This is a genomic window from Burkholderia sp. BCC0044 (assembly GCF_902832955.1).
Lineage (GTDB): Bacteria > Pseudomonadota > Gammaproteobacteria > Burkholderiales > Burkholderiaceae > Burkholderia.
The window spans coordinates 371101-388459 of the sequence record NZ_CADFDO010000004.1 but is presented as its reverse complement, the minus strand read 5'-3'; the positions used below and the strand labels follow the sequence as shown (position 1 = coordinate 388459).

Below are 17359 nucleotides of genomic sequence, written 5' to 3'. Positions count from 1 at the left end.
TGTTGTATCAGCGCGCGAGCAGCGCACCCGCCTGCCGGCCGAGCACCGCGCGCAACGCGTCGAGTTCGGGCAGTGCCGGCGCTTCGTCGGGCGTGACGAGATAGGTCGTCACGCTGTCGAGATCGTCGAATGCATGCGTGCGCAATTCCTTGCGCGCCACGTGTTCGGTCGTGATCCGCTTCGGCAGGATCGCGACGCCCATCCCGGCCGCGACGCAGCCGAGGATCGCGCCGAACGTGCCGAACGACGACACCGATTCGATCGCGACGCCGCGCACCTTCAGCCAGTGCTCGGCGACCGCGCGATACGGGCAGCCGTCATGAAACGCGAGCAAGCGCACCGTGTTGTCGGCCAGCAGCTGCCGGCGCGTGACCGTGGCCGCGCTGATCAGCACCATGTCTTCCGCGAACGCGGGCTCGTAACGCAGCCCGGGCCGGACCACCGCGCGCGCGGTGAGCGCCGCGTCGATCCGGCCGCGCAGCAGCGCGTCGGCCAGATCCGGCTCGCTGCCGATCTGCACCGTGAGGCCGAGCGCCGGATCGCGCTCCTTCAGCGCGGCGGCCAGCGCCGGCAGCCGCGTGGCGGCCGTGCTTTCCATCGAGCCGAGCCGGAAGCTGCGGGCGACCGGCGTTTCGCGCACCACCTGCGTCGCTTCGTCGACGAGGCGCAGGATGCGGTCGCAATACGGAATCAGCCGGCGCCCGGCATCGTTCAGCACCAGCCGCTTGCCGTGCCGGTCGAACAGCGGCGCATCGAGCGACTCCTCGAGCTGACGCAGCCGCGCCGTGACGTTCGATTGCGTGCAGCCGAGCCGTTCGGCCGCGCGCAATGCGCTGCCTTCCTGCACGACGGCCCGGAAAGTTTCGAGCAGAGGGATGTTCATATCATTTTCTCTTGTTACTGATCCATCTTATATCATTTTACTTCGCTCATCATCCGGATTAGCCTAGCGGGTATTCCCTGCCGGCCGCCCTTCCAAGGAATCCGCATGCCATCCGCAGCCTGCTTCGGCTTCACTCCGGTTCGCCGCCGGCCCGAGGTTCGCCCGTGCGCGCACTGATCGCCGCGCTGGTGCGGCGCGGCCCGACCGTGCTCGCATGCGGCGTCGGCCTCGGGCTGCTGGTGCCGCCGCTCGCGGATCTCGCGCGGCCGCTGATGCCCGCTACCGTGTTCCTGTTCGTGCTCGGCACGCTGCTGCGCGTCGAGCCGAGCGCCGTGCGCGCGGTGGCGCGGCGGCCCGCCGTGTCGCTGCTGCTGCCTGCGGTGACGATGATCGCGTGCCCGGTCGTGCTCGGCGTCGCCGCGCGGCTCGCGGGCTTGCCGTACGACTGGGTCGTCGCACTGGTGATCGCGTACTGCGCGCCGCCGTCGAGCGGCACGTCGACGATCGCGCGGATGCTGTCGCTCGACGCCAGTGTCGCGCTCGTCGCGACCCTCGCGTCGATGGTGTTCGTGCCGCTGACCGCGCCGCTGCTGACCGCCTGGTTCAGCCACGACGCGGCCGTGTCGATCTCGCCGTCGAGCCTCGCGCTGCGGCTTGCGCTGCTGATCGGCAGCGCCGAGGGCGTCGCGCTGCTCGTACGGCGCTTTGCCGGCGCGCGGCTCGCGCGCCATGCGACGCCGATCGACGCGATCGTCGTCGTCGCGCTGCTGATATTCGCGCTCGGCACGATGGCCGGTATGCAGCAATCGATCATCGACGCACCGCACCGCGCACTGACCGCGATCGCCCTCGCGTTCGCCGTCAACGCGGGCTTCCAGATCGTCGCGTACGGGCTCACGCCCGGCGACGTGCGTACGCGCCTGAACGTCGCGCTGATCGTCGCCAATCGCAACGTCGGGCTGATGTGGGCCGCGCTCGGGCTCGCCGCGACGCCGACCATGGCGCTCGTGTTCGCCTGCGCGCAGTTACCGATCTATACGCTGCCGCGCGTCGTCCAGCATCTGCTGCCGCGCCTCGAAGCGCAGCGGCTGCGCCGGCGCGCACGTTAGGGCCTGTTCACGCTAATAACGAGCTTCCCTCTTGAGCTTCCCTCTTCCGTCCTCGATCAAGGATCCATCATGAAGCGACTCATCGTGATCGGCGCACGCGCCACCGGCAGCAGCGTCGCACTGGTGCGTGCCGCCATCGCGCGCCAGGTGGCCGTGACCGTCATCACCGCGCCCGGCCATCGTCTCGACGGCGTGTTTCCCGACGGCGTCGAGACGGTCAACCTCGCGCCCGACGCCGGCCGGCTCGCCGGCTGGCTGCGCGCGCGCTTTCCGGACGAACTCGACACGCTGCGCGTGACGACCGCGCACGACAGCTATGCGCGCACCGCCGCGTGGGTCGCCGATGCGCTCGGCCTGCCCGGCCCCGATGCGCGGCACGTCGCACATGCGGTGTCGAAGTCGAACCAGAAGGCGCTGCTCGCCGAGCATGGCATCCCCGCCGCGCAGTTCGTCGCGGGTACGCTGGCCGCGCCGGCGGCGCTCGCGGCGGCGGCCGCTCCGTTGCGCTTTCCGGTCGTCGTCAAGCCGTCGGAGGGCTCTGCGAGCGATGGCGTGCGCCGCTGCGAGGACATCGCCGCCGTGCGCGCGCAGCTCGACGCGCTCGCCGCCGCGCAACCCGATGCACCAGCGCTTGCGACCGAACGCGTCGTCATCGAGGAATTCCTGGACGGCAGCGAATACTGCGTCGAGTATTTCGACGGCCGCTACGTTGGCGCGCTGCGCAAGCTGAAGCGGCATGGTGCGGGTTTTCTCGAACGCGGCTATACGTCCGAACTGGATCTCGACGCCGACACCCTGCGTGCGCTGATCGACGTCGGCACGCGTGCGACCGTCGCCTCCGGGCTCACGTGGGGGCCCGTGCATCTCGACTGCATCGTGCACGACGGCGTGCCGCACGTGATCGAACTGAATCCGCGCATCGCGGGCAGCTTCATCTGCGACATCGTGCGCGACGGCTACGGCTTCAACGTGGTCGAAGCATTGCTCGACAAGCTCGACGGGCGAGCCGTCGTAATCCCCGAGCTGTTCGAGCCGCACGCGTATGCGCGCGCCGAATTCCTGCTCGACAGCGATCCCCGTGCGTGGCGTTTTGCGCAGGCGGGCGAGATCGATGATGGCGCGGTCAGGATCAGCTACGGGCCGCAGGTGCTGCCCGATCGCGAACGGCGTGCGTTTCTTTATGTGCGGGTCAAGGTGCCGGCTGTACCAGGTTTGTCGGATAACGCAGGTTCGTCGACCGGGCGCGATGTTGAAAAGGTGGTTTGAACCATACGTCGGAGTTTCCGAAATGGCTGCGCTGCTGATCAGGCGCAGCCGTGTCGCACTTCAAGCGCGTCACGCACCGTGCTAGTCGATGCATGCCCCTATGCGGCGGGCGCCTCCCTTCGGGCCGCATGCAGACGTGCTGAGAACGCTCGCGCGGGCCGACAACAGGCTCGCCGATCGCCGGGAAACGGTCCGCATGACCGTCGTTCCGTCCTTTGCGCACTGCTGGCTCGCTCCCCGGCTCGAATCGCTGTCCTCGTCGCTGAAAGACATTGGTCTCGATCTGCACGTTTCGGATGAAATCGTAGCGCTCGACGAAGGCGAATACGATCTCGCGATCCGCCTGCATCCGAAGGCCGGTATGCCGGGAGAACGGATGACCGCAACCGACGACGTGCTCGTACCGGTCCACGCGCCCGGCAGTTGCGCGAGCCGGGCCGATCGCGCGGACCCGTTCGCGGGAACGAGGTTGCTCGAGGACGACTGCGGTCGTCTCGGCGGATCTCGCCACCAATCGTGGGACGCCCGGCATGAGGTCAACGAATGCGATATCCCGTCATCGCGCAGGCGGATCGTGTTCAACGATGCGGGCTTGATGATCGAGGCTGCCCGCCGCGGGGCAGGTGTCGCGTTCGCGCGCCAATCGCTGGTTGCGGACCATCTGGCTGCCGGCGAGTTGGTGAAATTCGACGGAACGCCGCTCGAATGCCTCGGGCAAACATCATTGATTCAAAGACAAGCGAGCCGTCGCAGCAAGGCGAGTCGGCGTGTTGCAACATGGCTTCTCGATGCCGTGTCCGCAGGTATCGCTTAGCATCGCTTGTCGAATCTGTCGCGAACGGCGCACGTCGTCGTATCGAGCCCCTTCCCTCCTGATCCATCAGCGCGCCGTCCGCCCCAAGCGTGCTGCGCCGGCGGTGCATTCAATGCAACGGCGACCACGCCTCCGGCAAGCCGATCGTCGACGTCGCCCTTTCGATCTGTTCCGGACCGCCTGCCGGAGGCCACAGACCCTCCGCGTAGTGCCGCTTTCGCAACGCCATGCGTTCTTCCAGGCTTGAGAATCCCCAAATGTGCGTGATGCGCGGCGGTCCATCGAGCGCGTACATGTTGCATACGAGATGCGACGTATAGGCTTTGGCCGGGCCCACCGCTCGTTCCCACGCGGAAATGGTCGGCGCAACACCGCCGGCTTTGAGCCAGTAGCGGCGAATTTCATAGAAGTCGCCCAATGCCGCCGGTTCGATGTCGGGTAGAAAAGGAAAAAGTGCGTAACTCTCCATGGTCAATCGAACGGACGCGCTTTCAATCCCGAAAGGTTGCTCGGCGCTCAATGCTCGAATACGTTCACGTTGCAATTCATCCATCGTCTCGAAGCCACGCAGCACGACGACCCGCGATAGCTCACCGATTTCCGTGCGCCATGCGCCAAGCAGCCGCCCTGCGTCGGCATCCGAAACCCACCGATGCGCACGGCGGGACACACTATCCTGGTCCAGAAGCGGACACGACAACGTCGTGAGTTCATACAGCATGTCTACCCTCCTTTCGCTGGCCTATCGAAATGTATTTCCAAACTGGTGTCGGATAAACGCGCCGTACCTTGAAACAGAATCCAGTACCATTGCGCAATGGATCTCCTTAAAGCGATGGCCGTATTCGTCCGTATCGTGGAAACGGGTAGCCTGACAGCGGCAGCGCAAGCGTCCGATCTGTCGCCGACCATGGTGGGCAACTACCTTCAGGCTTTGGAAAGTCGGCTGGGCGCGGTCCTCGTTCACCGCACGACCCGTAAGCAGAAAGTCAGCGCGTTCGGCCAGGCTTACTATGAGCGATGCGTCGAAGTCCTCGGCCTGGTCGACGACACGGAACAGCTCGCGCTCGATCACCTCGAGCAGCCACGAGGGCGTCTGCGCGTGACTGCGCCCGTCGTGTTTACGAACGAGTGCCTGATTCCCACGCTCGCGGACTATTACCAGCGCTACCCCGAGATCAAGCTCGATATCGTCGCAACCGACTCGCTCGCCGATCTGTTCGACGAAGGTTTCGAGGCAGCCATTCGCATCGGCACGCTCGCCAACCCGGATGTGGTGGCGCGTCCGCTGGCGCCATATCGACTGGTGCTGTGTGCGTCGCCCGCTTACATTCACGAACATGGCGCGCCGACTACGCCGCACGCGCTTCGCGAGCATCACTGCCTGACGTATGCGTATCCGCCCCGATCGGAATGGCACGCGGCGCAATCTCAATGGATGCTGGAAGGCCCGGATGGGCCGATGAGCGTCTCCGTGGACGGCAGACTGAAAATCGACAGTGCGGAAGCGTTGCGCCGGGCGGCATTGAGGGGGCTGGGAATCACGATGCTTCCTTCCATGTTGATACACGAGGACCTTCGCGAGGCGCGCCTCATCGAGATCATGCCGGACTTCGCCGCCCCCGAACGGTCGATGAATCTGCTTTATCTGCAAGAGAGGCAGAAATCACCGAAGCTGCGTAGCTTTACTGAATTTGTGGTCGATCGGTTCGGCGCCGAAACAGCCTGCCAGGCGTAACACGGCTACCGTTCCTGTTCAAAGCCGGGTGCTTCAGCGAAGTCACGAGACCTCCGGCCGCCATCGCGAACGCCGAAGCCGCAGGTCAATACGAATTACCGAACAGTCGACTCACGACGCCGCGCAACCACCGGTTGCCGGCCTCGTGGTGATAGCGTGCGTGCCAATGCTGCCGCACCGCGAAGCCCTCCACCGGGATCGGGCATGCATGAACCGCCAGATCGCTGGCCTGCGCCAGCGTCTCGCCGATATGACGCGGTAGCGTCGTGATCAGGTCGGTCGTCTGCACGATCGCCCCCAAGCCGAGAAAACCCGGCAATTCCAGCACCACGTCCCGCTCGATGCGCGCCTGCCGCAGCGCCTGTTCGAGCAGTTGCGCGCCCGTTCCCGCCGTAATCGCGACATGCCCTTCCGACCGATACTGCTTGGCCCCGAGCCGGCCGCGAATCCTCGGGTGATGCCGATTCACCAGACAAATCCAGTCCTGGTCATACAGCTTCTGCTGGTAAATCCCCCCGCCGAGCCAGGGCACATAGCCGATCGCGAGATCGGCTTCGCCGGATTCGAGCGCCCGCTCCGTATTGCCGTCGATCCGTGCAGCTTCCAGCCGGACGCCCGGCGCCTGCGCTCGGACATGGGCCAGCAGCCGCGGCAGCAGCGTGACGTGGCTCGCGTCGGTCATGCAGATGCGAAAGCGTCGCTGCGCGGTTGCGGGATCGAACGCGATCTCCCACGCCGTGAAGCGCCGCAACGATTCGAGGATTTCCCGGCATGGCCCGATCAGCGCGTCGGCCTGAGGGGTCGGCGCCATGCCGCCGGGCGTGCGGATGAAGAGCGGGTCGTGCAGGTGTTCCCGCAAATGCCCGAGCCAGATGCTGACGGTCGGCTGGCTCTGGCCGAGTTGCTCGGCGACGCGCGTGACGCTGCGCACGTCGTACAGGAGATCGAATAGCTGAAGCAGCTTCAGGTCCGGCAGATCGGCGGGCATCGTCGCATTATTGTCCATGGCAATGACGCCATTGTATCCATTGCATTGTCGGCATGAGCGGCGGCTCCTATCGTGAGGCCATACGTCAAGGAGACACCATTGAAAATCGCGATTCTGGGAGCTGGCGCACTGGGCTGTGCGATCGGCGCCACCCTCACCCAAGGCGGTCACGAGACCTGGTTGATCGACCGCTCGCCCGCGCACGTCGATACGATGCGTCGTGACGGCCTGCGGGTCGACGACGCCGGCGGCACCCGACAGGTGCGCGTGCACGCGACGACGCAGGCGGCCGAGGTCGGCACGGCCGACGTGGTCGTGGTGCTGGTCAAGTCGTTCCACACCGACGCGGCGATCCGCGGCGCCCTGTCGCTGGTCGGGCCCGATACCGTCGTGCTCTCGCTGCAGAACGGCCTCGGCCACGAGGACATCCTGAGCGACGCCGTCGGCCGCGAGCGCGTCCTCGCGGGCAAGACCTACGTTGGCGGCGTGCTGCGCGGGCCGGGCCATATCGAATCCGGCGTGATCGGCAAATACACCTACATCGGCGAACTCGACGGCCGCATCACGCCGCGCGTACAGGCGATCGCGGACGCGTTCAATACGGCCGGCCTCGCGACGACGATCAGCGACAACATCGTCGGCACGATGTGGGACAAGCTGCTGGTGAACGTCGCGACGGGCGCGCTGACGGGCCTCACCGGCCTCACCTACGGACAGCTCTACGACGAGCCGCTGCTGAAGGCGACGTCGCTCGCAGCGGTCGCCGAGGCGATCGCGGCGGCGCAAGCGGCCGGCGTGAAGCTGTCGATGACCGATCCCGAACAGGCGTGGACGCTCGCCGCCGAGGGGTTGCCGGCGGCCTTCAAGACCTCGATGCTGCAAAGCCTCGAGAAAGGCTCGATCACCGAGATCGACTTCATCAACGGTTCGGTCGTGCGTGCCGGGCAGCGCTACGGCGTGCCGACGCCGGTCAATGCCACGCTCGTCGCGTGCATCAAGGGGCTGGAGCGCGCGATGGCCGATCGCCAACGCGGGGAGGCTGCCGCATGAGCGCCACGAAAGCCTATCTCGAACACGTCGCGATCTGGGTGAAGGACATCCACTGGCACATCCGGTTCTTCGAGGACGTGCTCGGCATGACGCTGCGCGAAGTGGACGGCACGCTCGACGCGCCGCGGCAGTACTGGACGCTCGGCGGCCTGCAGTTCATCCACGCGCCGGAGCACGAGGGCCCGGAAGGCCGGCTCGCCCATCTCGGCGTGATGTGCGAAGACCTGGAGGCCGCGCTGGCCGCCGCACAACGATTCGACGTGACGGAGATGCCGCAGGGGCGCAACTGGATTCGCCTGCCCGACGGGCTCGCCGTCGAACTGATTCAGGCCCGGCCGGCTTCCTGCGTCGCGCAGGCACTGGCGATCAACCCGCGCGCGGAGGCATGACCATGACGATCGTCGAAAAATACTGGGACGACGCCCGCGAAGGCGACACGTGCACGAGCCCGACCTACGTCGTGACCAAGGAGCGCATTCTCGCGTATGCGGACCTCACCGGCGACCACACGCCCGTTCACGTGGACGAGGAATACGCGAACGCCAGTCATTTCGGCTGCCTCGTCGCGCACGGGCTGTTCGGGCTGTCCGTGGCCGACGGCCTGAAGACGCAGAGCGACTATCGCTTCCTGCCGGGCATGTCGCTCGGCTGGACCTGGGATTTCCTGCTGCCGATCAAGGTCGGCGACGTGCTGCACGTGACGTTCCGCGTCGGTTCGATGCGGGCCAGCAAGAGCCGCCCGGACTGGGGCATCGTCGTGCTGCCGTCGGAACTGATCAATCAGGATGGCGAAGTCGTTCAACGCGGCGAACATCGCCTGATGGTGCCGCGCCGCCCGGAGGCACTGTGATGCAGGCCCGTCCCCTCGAAGGTATTCGCGTCGTCGACTACAGCCATTTCCTCGCCGGCCCGTATGTCGGTCGCTGTCTCGCGGCGCTCGGCGCCGAAGTGATCAAGGTCGAGCGCCCCGGCTCCGGCGACGCCGGACGTCAGCACGCGACCGTGCTCGACGACCAGCAAAGCGGCTACTTCCTGCAGCTCAACATGGGCAAGCGCGGCGTGAGCGTCAACATGAAGGACGCGCGCGGCAAGGCGTTCATGCAGCGGCTGTGCGACTCCGCCGACGTCTTCATCGAGAACTATCGGCCGGGCGCGCTGGACAAGCTCGGGCTCGGCTATGAAGAACTGTCGGCGCGCAATCCGGGCCTCGTCTACTGCTCGATTTCGGCGTACGGGCACACCGGGCCCGATGCGCATCGCGCCGGCTTCGGGCTGATCGCCGAAGCGAAGAGCGGGATCATGCAGATGGTCGGCACGCCCGGCGAACGGCCGCCGCTGCTGCGCATTTCGCTCGGCGACATGTACACCGGCATTCATGCGGTCGCGGCGATCAACGCCGCGCTGCTGGGTCGCGTGAAGAGCGGCCGCGGGCAGCACGTCGACATGGCGCTGTACGACACGCTCGTGTCGATGCACGAATACGCGGTGCAGTGCTACACGCTGAAGGGCGTGCTGCCCGAGCAGACCGGGCACGACATGCCGACGTCGACACTCTATGGCGTGTTCCGCGCCGCGGACGGCGATCTCGTGATCGCCGCGCAGGTCGACGACGCGTGGAAGCGCTTCGCCGCGCTGATCGAGACGCACGGCGGCCTGGCGGGCTTCGGCGCCGACGCGCGGTTTCACGACAGCACCGGGCGCAACGCGCACCGTACGGAGATTCTGTCGGTGGTCGAGCCGTGGGTGGCCGCGCGTTCCGTCGCGTCGGTACTGGACCTGCTGGACGGCATCGACGTTCCGTGCGCGAAGGTGCAGCGCATCGACGAGGTGTTGAACGATCCGCAGATCCAGGCCCGAGGCATGGTCGTCGAGCAGCAGCATCCGCGCTACGGCACGCTGCGCCTGCCGAACCTGCCGTTCCGGTTTTCCGATTGCGATACGACGATTCGCGACGTCGCGCCCGATCTCGGCCAGCACAACGCGGAAGTCGCGCGTTCCCTTGGGTTCGATGCGGCCGAAATCGACGCGATGCAGGCCGACGGCGTCCTCTATTCGAAAGCGAGCCAACGATGACTGATCGATACGCGGTGATCGGCAATCCGATCGGGCACACCAAATCCCCGCTGATTCACGGCCTCTTCGCGCAAGCGACGCAGCAGGACATCCGCTATACGGCGATCGAGGGCCCGCTCGAGCCGGCAAACGCTTTTGCTGCCACGGTTCGTGCGTTTTTCGAGGGTGGCGGCAAGGGCATCAACGTCACCGCGCCGTTCAAGCTCGACGCGTTCGCGATGTCGGACGAACGCAGCGAGCGTGCGCAGCTCGCGGGCGCGGCCAACGCGCTCAAGTTCGACGGCGGCCGCATCCTGGCGGACAACTTCGACGGCATCGGGCTGGTTCGCGATATCGAAGCGAACCTCAATCTGCCGATGGCCGGCAAGCGCGTGCTGGTGCTCGGCGCGGGCGGCGCGGCGCGCGGCGCGCTGTTGCCGTTCCTCGAAGCCGGCCCGGCGGAACTCGTGATCGCGAATCGCAACGTCGACAAGGCGCGCGCGCTGGCCGCGCAAGTCGCCGGTCGCGGCCCGCTGGTTGCCGGCAGCTACGCCGACCTCGCGCGGATGGGACGGTTCGACCTCGTCGTCAATGCGACGTCGGCCAGTTTGACCGGCGACCTGCCGCCTGTCCCGCCGAGCGTGTTCAGTCCGAAGGGAACCGCCTACGAACTCGCCTATGGCAAGCGGCTCACGCCGTTTCTCCGGCTCGCGAAAAACGCGGGCGTGCACGGGATCGCGGACGGCGTCGGCATGCTGGTCGAGCAGGCGGCCGAGGCGTTCGCGTGGTGGCGCGGCGTGCGCCCCGCGACCAGTTCGGTGATCGACCGGCTGGCCGTGCCGTTTGACTGAACACGTGGTGAATCGGCATGCAGGCGATCCCCATGCGCGACGGCATCGATCGCGACAGGGGCGGCAGGCGCGATCGGGTAGACTCGGCGCGTCCATACGAACGAGCTGCGCCGAGCAACCTTGCCTTGCCGTCGCCCTCTTCCCACGCCCGATACCGTGCCGAAAACCGTGATGCCGGACACCACGCGACCCGCTCGCCTGAGCTTCGCGCTCATGTTGCCGCTGCTGCTGGCGGCCCAGCCGGTGGCGACCGACAGTTACCTGCCGGCGCTGCCTGAAATCGCCGCGACGCTGGGCTCTGCCAGCGTCAGCCTCACGGTTTTCGCATTGATATTCGGTATCGGACAGTTGCCGATGGGCAGTCTTTCCGACCGGTTCGGTCGTCGTCCCGTCTTGCTGACCGGCCTGGCGCTCTATGTGCTGAGCGCATCGGCGGCAGCGCTCGCTTCAACCGCCGCGATGCTGGTGGCCGCGCGGGCGATGCAGGGCTTTGCCATGGCCGCGATCCTGGTATGCGCCCGTGCGACGGTGCGCGACCGGTACTCGGCGGGCGACGGCCCGTACGTGATGGCGCGCGGTTTCATGGGAATGGGGATGATGGCGTTCCTCGCCCCGATTGTCGGTGCGTATGTCACGCAGCACGCCGGCTGGCGATGGGTACTCGCGGGGATGAGCCTCTATGCGTTCGGCCTGCTCGTCATGTGCTGGTACGGCTTCGAGGAAAGCGCCGCCAGAATCGCGCCGCGCCGGAACTCGACCGGGGACGTGCGCGAGATATTCGGCAATGCTCCATTCCGGGTATGGACGCTGCTGGCCGCGTCGACGTACACCGGCATGTTCTGTTTTCTGCTGCTGTCTCCGACGATCTACATCCGGCAGATCGGCATCTCGCCGCAGCGATACGGCTGGATCCCGGCGAGCGGCACGCTCGTCTATGTCCTGAGTACCTTCGGTTGTCGGCTGTTGCTGCGACGTCAAAGCATGCTGCGAACGGTGCGCCAGGGCGCAACGTTGAGCCTTTCCGGTGCGGTGATCCAGGCTTTGGGGTGTGCGCTCTTTCCCGGCAGCATCTGGCCGCTGCTCGTCGGGCATGGCGTGTATTGCCTCGGCCACGGGATCCATCAGCCGTGCGGGCAGGCAGGGGCCGTCAGCGGGCTGCCTCATCTTGCCGGCCGCGCAGTTTCGTGGTCCGGCTTCATCATGATGTTCTTCGCTTTCAGCGTGGGACAGACGGCGGCGGTTTTCACCGATCCGCGCTATCAGTCGGGCGCGTGGCCGATGGTGGTGCCGATGCTTGGCGTCGGCGTCACGCTGGTTACGATTGCGTTTGTGTGGTTGCCGAGGATTGGTGGCGCGAATTTGGGTGTGGCAGCGGTTCCGGTGCGTGAGAATCGTAAAGCCGTTGGCTAGTTGCGGCACATGCAAAGTTCGAACTCGCGTCCGTCGGGACTGCTCAATACGACGCTTTTCATCGATTCGCTCTTCAGTCCGTCCATCACGATGGATGGCCCGTTTTCTGTCGCTCGTTTCACGAATTCCTGAAAGGTATGTTCTCGGAGCTCGAAGACAGGAACCCCATCACCCGGCTCCGCTCGACCGACAACTTCCGACCGTGGCTATGCAACCGGGCGTCCAGCTATGTGACGGAACAGTCGATTTCGGTGGAAGGTGTGGAACTGCAGCGCGCGCGACGCCGCTGCGCACTTCGACGTTCAGTCAGCTTAGGAGGATCTGCCGATGAGCCAGCTTGTTCAGATTGCGCCGGGTATCGTGTTCTCCGCCGATGTACTTGGTGCCGACTGGGCACGCAAGTATCAGCGGATCAGCGCAAGTGAAGTGCTAAACGGGAACGCTCAATCCGCAATTGTGCGGAGGCGGCCCGCGAAGGAAGCCGATCAGGCGATCCACGAAAGCGCTTCGAGCCAGATATCGTTGTTGTAAACGACGGCCGGTCGAGCGACGTTGTTAGAGAATTGAACGCTGCCATTTATCTTTAAAATTAAGGAACTCTGTTTTCTTCACCATCCATTTACCCGCCTTTTCCGTCATGGTGAATCTGGATATCGTCAACATTCCCAATGTCTGGCGAATGGTAAAAACCACCTCTCCATCGGAAGATTCCACGCCGTCTTCGACATCCGTTTCAGGATCGTATGTCGGCGGATCCGAACAACCCAAGTCAATCAAACGACTTTGGTTTGTTTTTCTTGGAACGTCCATTTCTCTAAAATAGCCGCAAGATCTTTCCGTGCACGGTCATCAATTTCAGAAACATCACCACCACTTTTCAGCGCACCAATCTTTTTCTTGTAAAAATATTTTTCCCATTGATTAATTTCCAAAATGAATGATCGCAATGCCGTTCGCACCTTCTCAAAATCATCATTCATCGCCTTAAACCTTTAATAATTGAATATACCGCCAAAGAGCGAAACCTCAGCGATGGTGACGTCCGGATTTTAGCCAGGCCAGTCGTCGACCGCGACGAACTGCATTTGTTTTGTCCCAGCAACGATCATATCCAGGAATGCCGAAAATCCATCGGCTACATAGTAGAGATTGCCACATTCCGCCACCTCTGAAATATCCGGCTTCGCTGCGTCATCTGCATGCAGATGAGTTCTATCCCAATACAGAACCTTTTGAACGTTATCGAATCGCACACAGCGTGTAGCCCCCCCTGGATCATCTCCAATCACAAAGAAATCGTTTATAAAATCGGCCTCACTCTGACACGTCCGTTTTGTTCGATTAAATAAAAATTCTCGTTACTCGATCCAACTTCCAAAAGCGAAGCGAACGAAATCATTCCATTATCGACACAAGGAAAATCGAAATCGAGATAGTCGGCGCCACCAATGAATATGCCGTTCCACTTCTTCATGAAATCCGTGTAATCCGCCGGAAGACAGAATCCGAGTTCCGACTCCAATTTGGCGAGGAGTGGCTGTGAAGGTTTCGCTCCATACAGGACTGGCATTGCCCCCCTAACACGCTGGTTGATTCTTCAAATTAGAGCCCCTTATGCCCCCTCTCACTGAGCAACACGACACGAACTATGATTTGCTGATTGATCGGCAACGTTGTGGCTCAGTGGGGTGGTCTCGCTTGCTCACTTATGGCGGGCGCTGCTTCGCGCCCTCGGGGCAACAATAAACATGCATAAGTGACTGACCACCAATATACTTTAAATGCTTTCACAAATCGTCCTATCTTTATAAGTCAAATCCTCCGCCCGACAGAAATTCAAACCTGTCAAACCATTTGATATGCACGCCGCCTTTATCGCATCTCCCACAACAAGCTTTCTCGGTTGCTCCTCGCATCTCGCAACCTGAACTGGCGGATCGGTTTGGTCTCGCAGCACCATATATTGAAACGTGTACTCCGGATTATTAGGATCAAAGTTGGCCAACTCGTACTCGCTTGCCTCCATATCAATACAAGGAAGCTTCCACAGGACATTCAGGCAACTAAAACCCTCTACCTTCCGATGACCAAATTCTATCGATACATCAAAAAACTCAACCTCTGAAGGAGCCACGTTTTCAATCACTTCCCGAAGGCGACGACTAACCAAATCAGGCCCAGTGGAGCGAATGAAATGAAGCTTCGAGAGCCTCATTAAATAAGACTCTTTTTTGACATTGTAAATAATTGGCGTCGAAAGTGACTTTAGACTCACCCCCTCAAGAAAAAGACTATAGTCCACCGACCTCGCATGGTCATACGACAAAATCCCATGATTGGCTTTCTCAGGAGTAAAAAAATAAATCATATCATCACCAATCTATCAACAAGCCTTATTCAATCGGATTTGCTTTTTTCGCAACTTTCCACCAATATCATCTGACAACACCATGCATTTGCATGGCCTTTATTTCCGGTGATGCGCTACTAGTATGTGGTGCAGTTGCCAACCGGGATAGCTCGGCATTTGTCCATAATCCCCCGCAGCCAATCCCCACGGATTGGCCCAGCTTAGCGGATTGGGCGCGTACTGATACAGATTGTCACCACCCAGCAATCCGATCGGATCTTGGTTGATGAATCGCCCCACCTCGGGGTCATAGAACCGAAACGTGTTGTAGTGCAGGCCAGTGCTGTCGTCTGCATACTGGCCGGCGTAACGAAGCGGCTGATCGGTTCGTGCAGTCACCAATTGCTGAGTGCCAGGCTCGACTTTCCCCAAGCAGCGTACCGGCCCGCCCAAACTAACTCCCCCGACTCATCCGTTACTTCGAGTGGTGCTCCAACCAAATCGGTATGGAAATGATAGATGCGAGCCGCACGCTTAGCCGTCTCAATTGTTGCGACCGCTATAGCTTCCGCTATCACCGCGTCAACACGCGCCGCTGGCGAGTAGGGTGCATCGGGACTGTATACATAGCTGCTTACCCCCGTCTCACGCACCTCTTGCACGAGCCGCGTTCCCTCCCACACAAACCGTTTCGTTTCGGAACGCTGTTCCACGCCGCGTATATCGAAAAAGGTATCGGACTTCGCGATGCGCCGCCCGAGTGGATCGTAAGCGAAGCGAGTTTCTACGACACCACGCGCGTCTTGGGAGCGTACCGCGATCAGCCGATCCTGCCCGTCGTATGTGAAGCGTTGCGTGCGGTTCGTTCCGCGGAGCTTTGCCACCAGGTTGCCGAATGGATCGTACTCGAAGCGCAGGTCCTGCCACATGCGCAGGCGGTTCCCTTCAACGTAGCCGCGGCTCCTGCGCTCCGCGTTGTCGAGCAGGTTGCCAGCGGCGTCCCACGCGAACTCCTCAAGCTGTCGGTCGACCATGTTGATAAGGCGTGTCAACTGCCCACGCGTCATTCTGTCTCAAACCGTAAACGTTACTCACGCCCTATGCCACATCCAAATCGTGGCACCAAGATAAATAGCGACCTAAGGTGCCTCACCCCAAGGGTCATAGGAATAGTTTTCATCGATCGGTAAAAAATCAATACCTTTCAATGCACATCGCTCCACCTTAGCTTTAAATGCCTGGCTACATACCAACTCCATTGTCTCTGTGCATCTAAAAAGATTGCTAGAGCAATCGTCGCGCGGAATGAATCTTCTGATCCAACTATACATTGGAGTTCCTGGAAACAATTTATTCTCGGCAACTTCTTTTGTTTCCAGATCCCTGCCATCGGAATAGTCCGATCTTTGGCGATCAAGCAGAGATTCATGGTCCACAGGCAAGAAAATTGAATATACCTTCTTAGCCGCAGATTTTTCGCCTGCAACGATACTTATGGGGATTGCTCGATAACGAACCCCCACCTTTTCACATGCAGCCAAAAATTCTTTTGACACGTAATTCGTTTTCGTTCCGTAGAAGTCGAAATCAATCGAAATAGACGGATCCGATAGTACGAAAACATATTCATACTTCACATCGACGCCGAACGGATCAGCCACATACATCGGCCATTCCCATTCATCATGATTCAATTCTCCCGACAGATATGGAGGGCAGCCTGCGCCGCCGGCACGATATTTAACAACGTAGAAACGTGCATTCATCAAAGCAGCCTTCCCATTATTGCGTCAACCACATATTTACCGGACTCCAAGTCTTCTCTTGCCATATTTTGAATGCGCCCGACACCAAGCGCAAGTTGCGTATCACTGAGACGGCCGGCCAGGAATTGTTGGTTAAGTTTCGTTAGCTAGTTTCAATGGCTGCAGTGTGTTGCCCGTGGTTCGACCAGTGCCCAGGGAGCTCCAGGGTTTGGGCAAGCTTGGAGCTACCGGGCAGGATATGCCATTAGACGCACCATCACCGTCGAATCCCATCCCGCGCAACCGACTGAACATAACTGCAAAGTCGGGATGCTTCATGAGCTCTTCAGGAATCAGGTATTCGCTTCAACTGATCGAGTGACAACGTTGCTGCTCCGCAAAATTCCTTTCGTCGGCCTACCCCCGTATAGAGGCCCAGAAGTCGACCACCACAACGTATGATTCTCACAAATTACTCTCGTGAAAGCGAGGCCACCCGCACAATGCTCTGACCAGTCACTGGGAGTTACGAAATCCTATTTCTCAGATTGAGAAATGACCTCTCCAAAATCGAACCCTTTTAATTTATTTTTCTCCACAAGCTCTCTAAAACGCTCAGATACAAATACTGTAGCAGGGCTTTCTTTTAGGCGAAATATATCAACCCCTTCGATACGACTCTTCAAAAGAAATATTTTATTAAAAACCGTCGCCTGAGGGTAGACTTTGAATTTTGACGCTTCCATATCGATAGCATTATCTATCACCCGGGTTACATGAAATCCAGACATATCTTTTATCGGAGCCTCGACCTGCAACATCTCACCGCTGTCACGAAGTACCGGCGCCAATACATCAAGAGCCCTCTCACTAAACACGAGAAACGGAGATAGCATCGTATGAACGTCGCTGGTCTTTTTTCTGCGCGAAGTACCCCACGTAAGCTTAACGGGGTCATAGTCTTGACCAAACTCTTTCCCGCATAGAGCGGTTGCTCGTATAGCTACGCTCTTGTCATATGCGATTTCACCGTCATCATCAACTTGAACGAGCGGCTGAAATGCTTCATCCTGCCTCATGCCATAAATATTACTCATATAGCC

The 17359-nt window shown here is 61.3% G+C and carries 18 protein-coding genes and 1 pseudogene; 11 read left to right on the top strand and 8 right to left on the bottom strand.

Going from position 1 to position 17359, the window contains the following annotated elements; translation table 11 throughout:
- Positions 1–7 precede the first annotated feature (7 nt).
- Positions 8–883: a LysR substrate-binding domain-containing protein gene (locus HWX14_RS24515; protein WP_175884944.1), complete on the bottom strand. Its 876-nt coding sequence runs from the start codon at positions 881–883 to the stop codon at positions 8–10.
- Positions 884–1047: 164 nt separating this feature from the next.
- Here HWX14_RS24515 and HWX14_RS24510 point away from each other — a divergent pair, with 164 nt between their 5' ends.
- From HWX14_RS24510 to HWX14_RS24500, 3 genes are all read left to right on the top strand, one after another.
- Entirely contained in the window at positions 1048–1992 is a 945-nt protein-coding gene (locus HWX14_RS24510) for a hypothetical protein (RefSeq protein WP_175884943.1), read from the top strand.
- A gap of 69 nt (positions 1993–2061) precedes the next feature.
- Positions 2062–3258 carry an ATP-grasp domain-containing protein gene (locus HWX14_RS24505; RefSeq protein WP_175884942.1) on the top strand — a complete coding sequence of 399 codons (1197 nt, stop codon included), beginning with the start codon at positions 2062–2064 and terminating at the stop codon, positions 3256–3258.
- Positions 3259–3346: 88 nt separating this feature from the next.
- The gene (locus HWX14_RS24500; RefSeq protein WP_347879853.1) at positions 3347–4072 is read left to right on the top strand and encodes a LysR substrate-binding domain-containing protein; all 726 of its coding nucleotides are present in this window, start codon (positions 3347–3349) and stop codon (positions 4070–4072) included.
- Positions 4073–4181: 109 nt separating this feature from the next.
- Here the strand turns inward: HWX14_RS24500 and HWX14_RS24495 are convergent, their stop codons facing one another.
- Complete coding sequence (locus HWX14_RS24495) at positions 4182–4793, bottom strand: NIPSNAP family protein (protein ID WP_175884940.1); 612 nt, start codon at positions 4791–4793, stop codon at positions 4182–4184.
- 96 nt (positions 4794–4889) lie between these two features.
- Between HWX14_RS24495 and HWX14_RS24490 the strand changes: the two genes are divergently transcribed.
- Positions 4890–5810, top strand: a complete 921-nt coding sequence (locus tag HWX14_RS24490; RefSeq protein WP_175884939.1) for a LysR family transcriptional regulator — start codon at positions 4890–4892, stop codon at positions 5808–5810.
- Between the two features lie 85 nt (positions 5811–5895).
- Here HWX14_RS24490 and HWX14_RS24485 read toward each other — a convergent pair whose 3' ends face one another.
- Positions 5896–6816 (bottom strand): LysR family transcriptional regulator, encoded by a 921-nt coding sequence (locus tag HWX14_RS24485; RefSeq protein ID WP_175884938.1) that lies wholly within the window; start codon positions 6814–6816, stop codon positions 5896–5898.
- A gap of 81 nt (positions 6817–6897) precedes the next feature.
- Here HWX14_RS24485 and HWX14_RS24480 point away from each other — a divergent pair, with 81 nt between their 5' ends.
- The 7 genes from HWX14_RS24480 (at position 6898) to HWX14_RS24450 (ending at position 12692) form a co-directional block, all read left to right on the top strand.
- Entirely contained in the window at positions 6898–7848 is a 951-nt protein-coding gene (locus HWX14_RS24480) for a 2-dehydropantoate 2-reductase (RefSeq protein WP_175884937.1), read from the top strand.
- Positions 7845–8237 carry a VOC family protein gene (locus HWX14_RS24475; RefSeq protein ID WP_175884936.1) on the top strand — a complete coding sequence of 131 codons (393 nt, stop codon included), beginning with the start codon at positions 7845–7847 and terminating at the stop codon, positions 8235–8237. The genes HWX14_RS24480 and HWX14_RS24475 overlap by 4 nt, the downstream gene beginning before the upstream one ends.
- Before the next feature lie 2 nt (positions 8238–8239).
- Positions 8240–8698, top strand: coding sequence for a MaoC family dehydratase (locus HWX14_RS24470; RefSeq protein WP_175876147.1), 459 nt, complete (start codon positions 8240–8242; stop codon positions 8696–8698).
- Positions 8698–9921, top strand: coding sequence for a CoA transferase (locus HWX14_RS24465; protein WP_175884935.1), 1224 nt, complete (start codon positions 8698–8700; stop codon positions 9919–9921). The genes HWX14_RS24470 and HWX14_RS24465 overlap by 1 nt, the downstream gene beginning before the upstream one ends.
- Positions 9918–10751: a shikimate dehydrogenase gene (gene aroE / locus HWX14_RS24460; RefSeq protein WP_175884934.1), complete on the top strand. Its 834-nt coding sequence runs from the start codon at positions 9918–9920 to the stop codon at positions 10749–10751. Before HWX14_RS24465 ends, aroE begins: the two co-directional genes overlap by 4 nt.
- 171 nt (positions 10752–10922) lie before the next feature.
- The gene (locus HWX14_RS24455) at positions 10923–12161 is read left to right on the top strand and encodes an MFS transporter (protein WP_175884933.1); all 1239 of its coding nucleotides are present in this window, start codon (positions 10923–10925) and stop codon (positions 12159–12161) included.
- 327 nt (positions 12162–12488) lie between these two features.
- Positions 12489–12692 (top strand): hypothetical protein, encoded by a 204-nt coding sequence (locus tag HWX14_RS24450; RefSeq protein WP_175884932.1) that lies wholly within the window; start codon positions 12489–12491, stop codon positions 12690–12692.
- Between the two features lie 242 nt (positions 12693–12934).
- Here the strand turns inward: HWX14_RS24450 and HWX14_RS24440 are convergent, their stop codons facing one another.
- The 5 genes and pseudogenes from HWX14_RS24440 to HWX14_RS24415 all read right to left on the bottom strand — a co-directional run bounded on the left by HWX14_RS24440 (position 12935) and on the right by HWX14_RS24415 (position 17353).
- Positions 12935–13141 (bottom strand): hypothetical protein, encoded by a 207-nt coding sequence (locus HWX14_RS24440; RefSeq protein WP_175884930.1) that lies wholly within the window; start codon positions 13139–13141, stop codon positions 12935–12937.
- Positions 13142–13938: 797 nt separating this feature from the next.
- On the bottom strand, positions 13939–14529 hold the full coding sequence (locus HWX14_RS24430) for a DUF1629 domain-containing protein (protein WP_175884928.1): 591 nt from the start codon (positions 14527–14529) through the stop codon (positions 13939–13941).
- Between the two features lie 183 nt (positions 14530–14712).
- Positions 14713–15569 (bottom strand): annotated as a pseudogene (locus HWX14_RS24425) (RHS repeat-associated core domain-containing protein); the annotation flags it as partial.
- 81 nt (positions 15570–15650) lie between these two features.
- Entirely contained in the window at positions 15651–16277 is a 627-nt protein-coding gene (locus HWX14_RS24420; protein WP_175884927.1) for a hypothetical protein, read from the bottom strand.
- Positions 16278–16792: 515 nt separating this feature from the next.
- Positions 16793–17353 carry a DUF1629 domain-containing protein gene (locus tag HWX14_RS24415; RefSeq protein WP_175884926.1) on the bottom strand — a complete coding sequence of 187 codons (561 nt, stop codon included), beginning with the start codon at positions 17351–17353 and terminating at the stop codon, positions 16793–16795.
- Between the last annotated feature and the right edge of the window lie 6 nt (positions 17354–17359).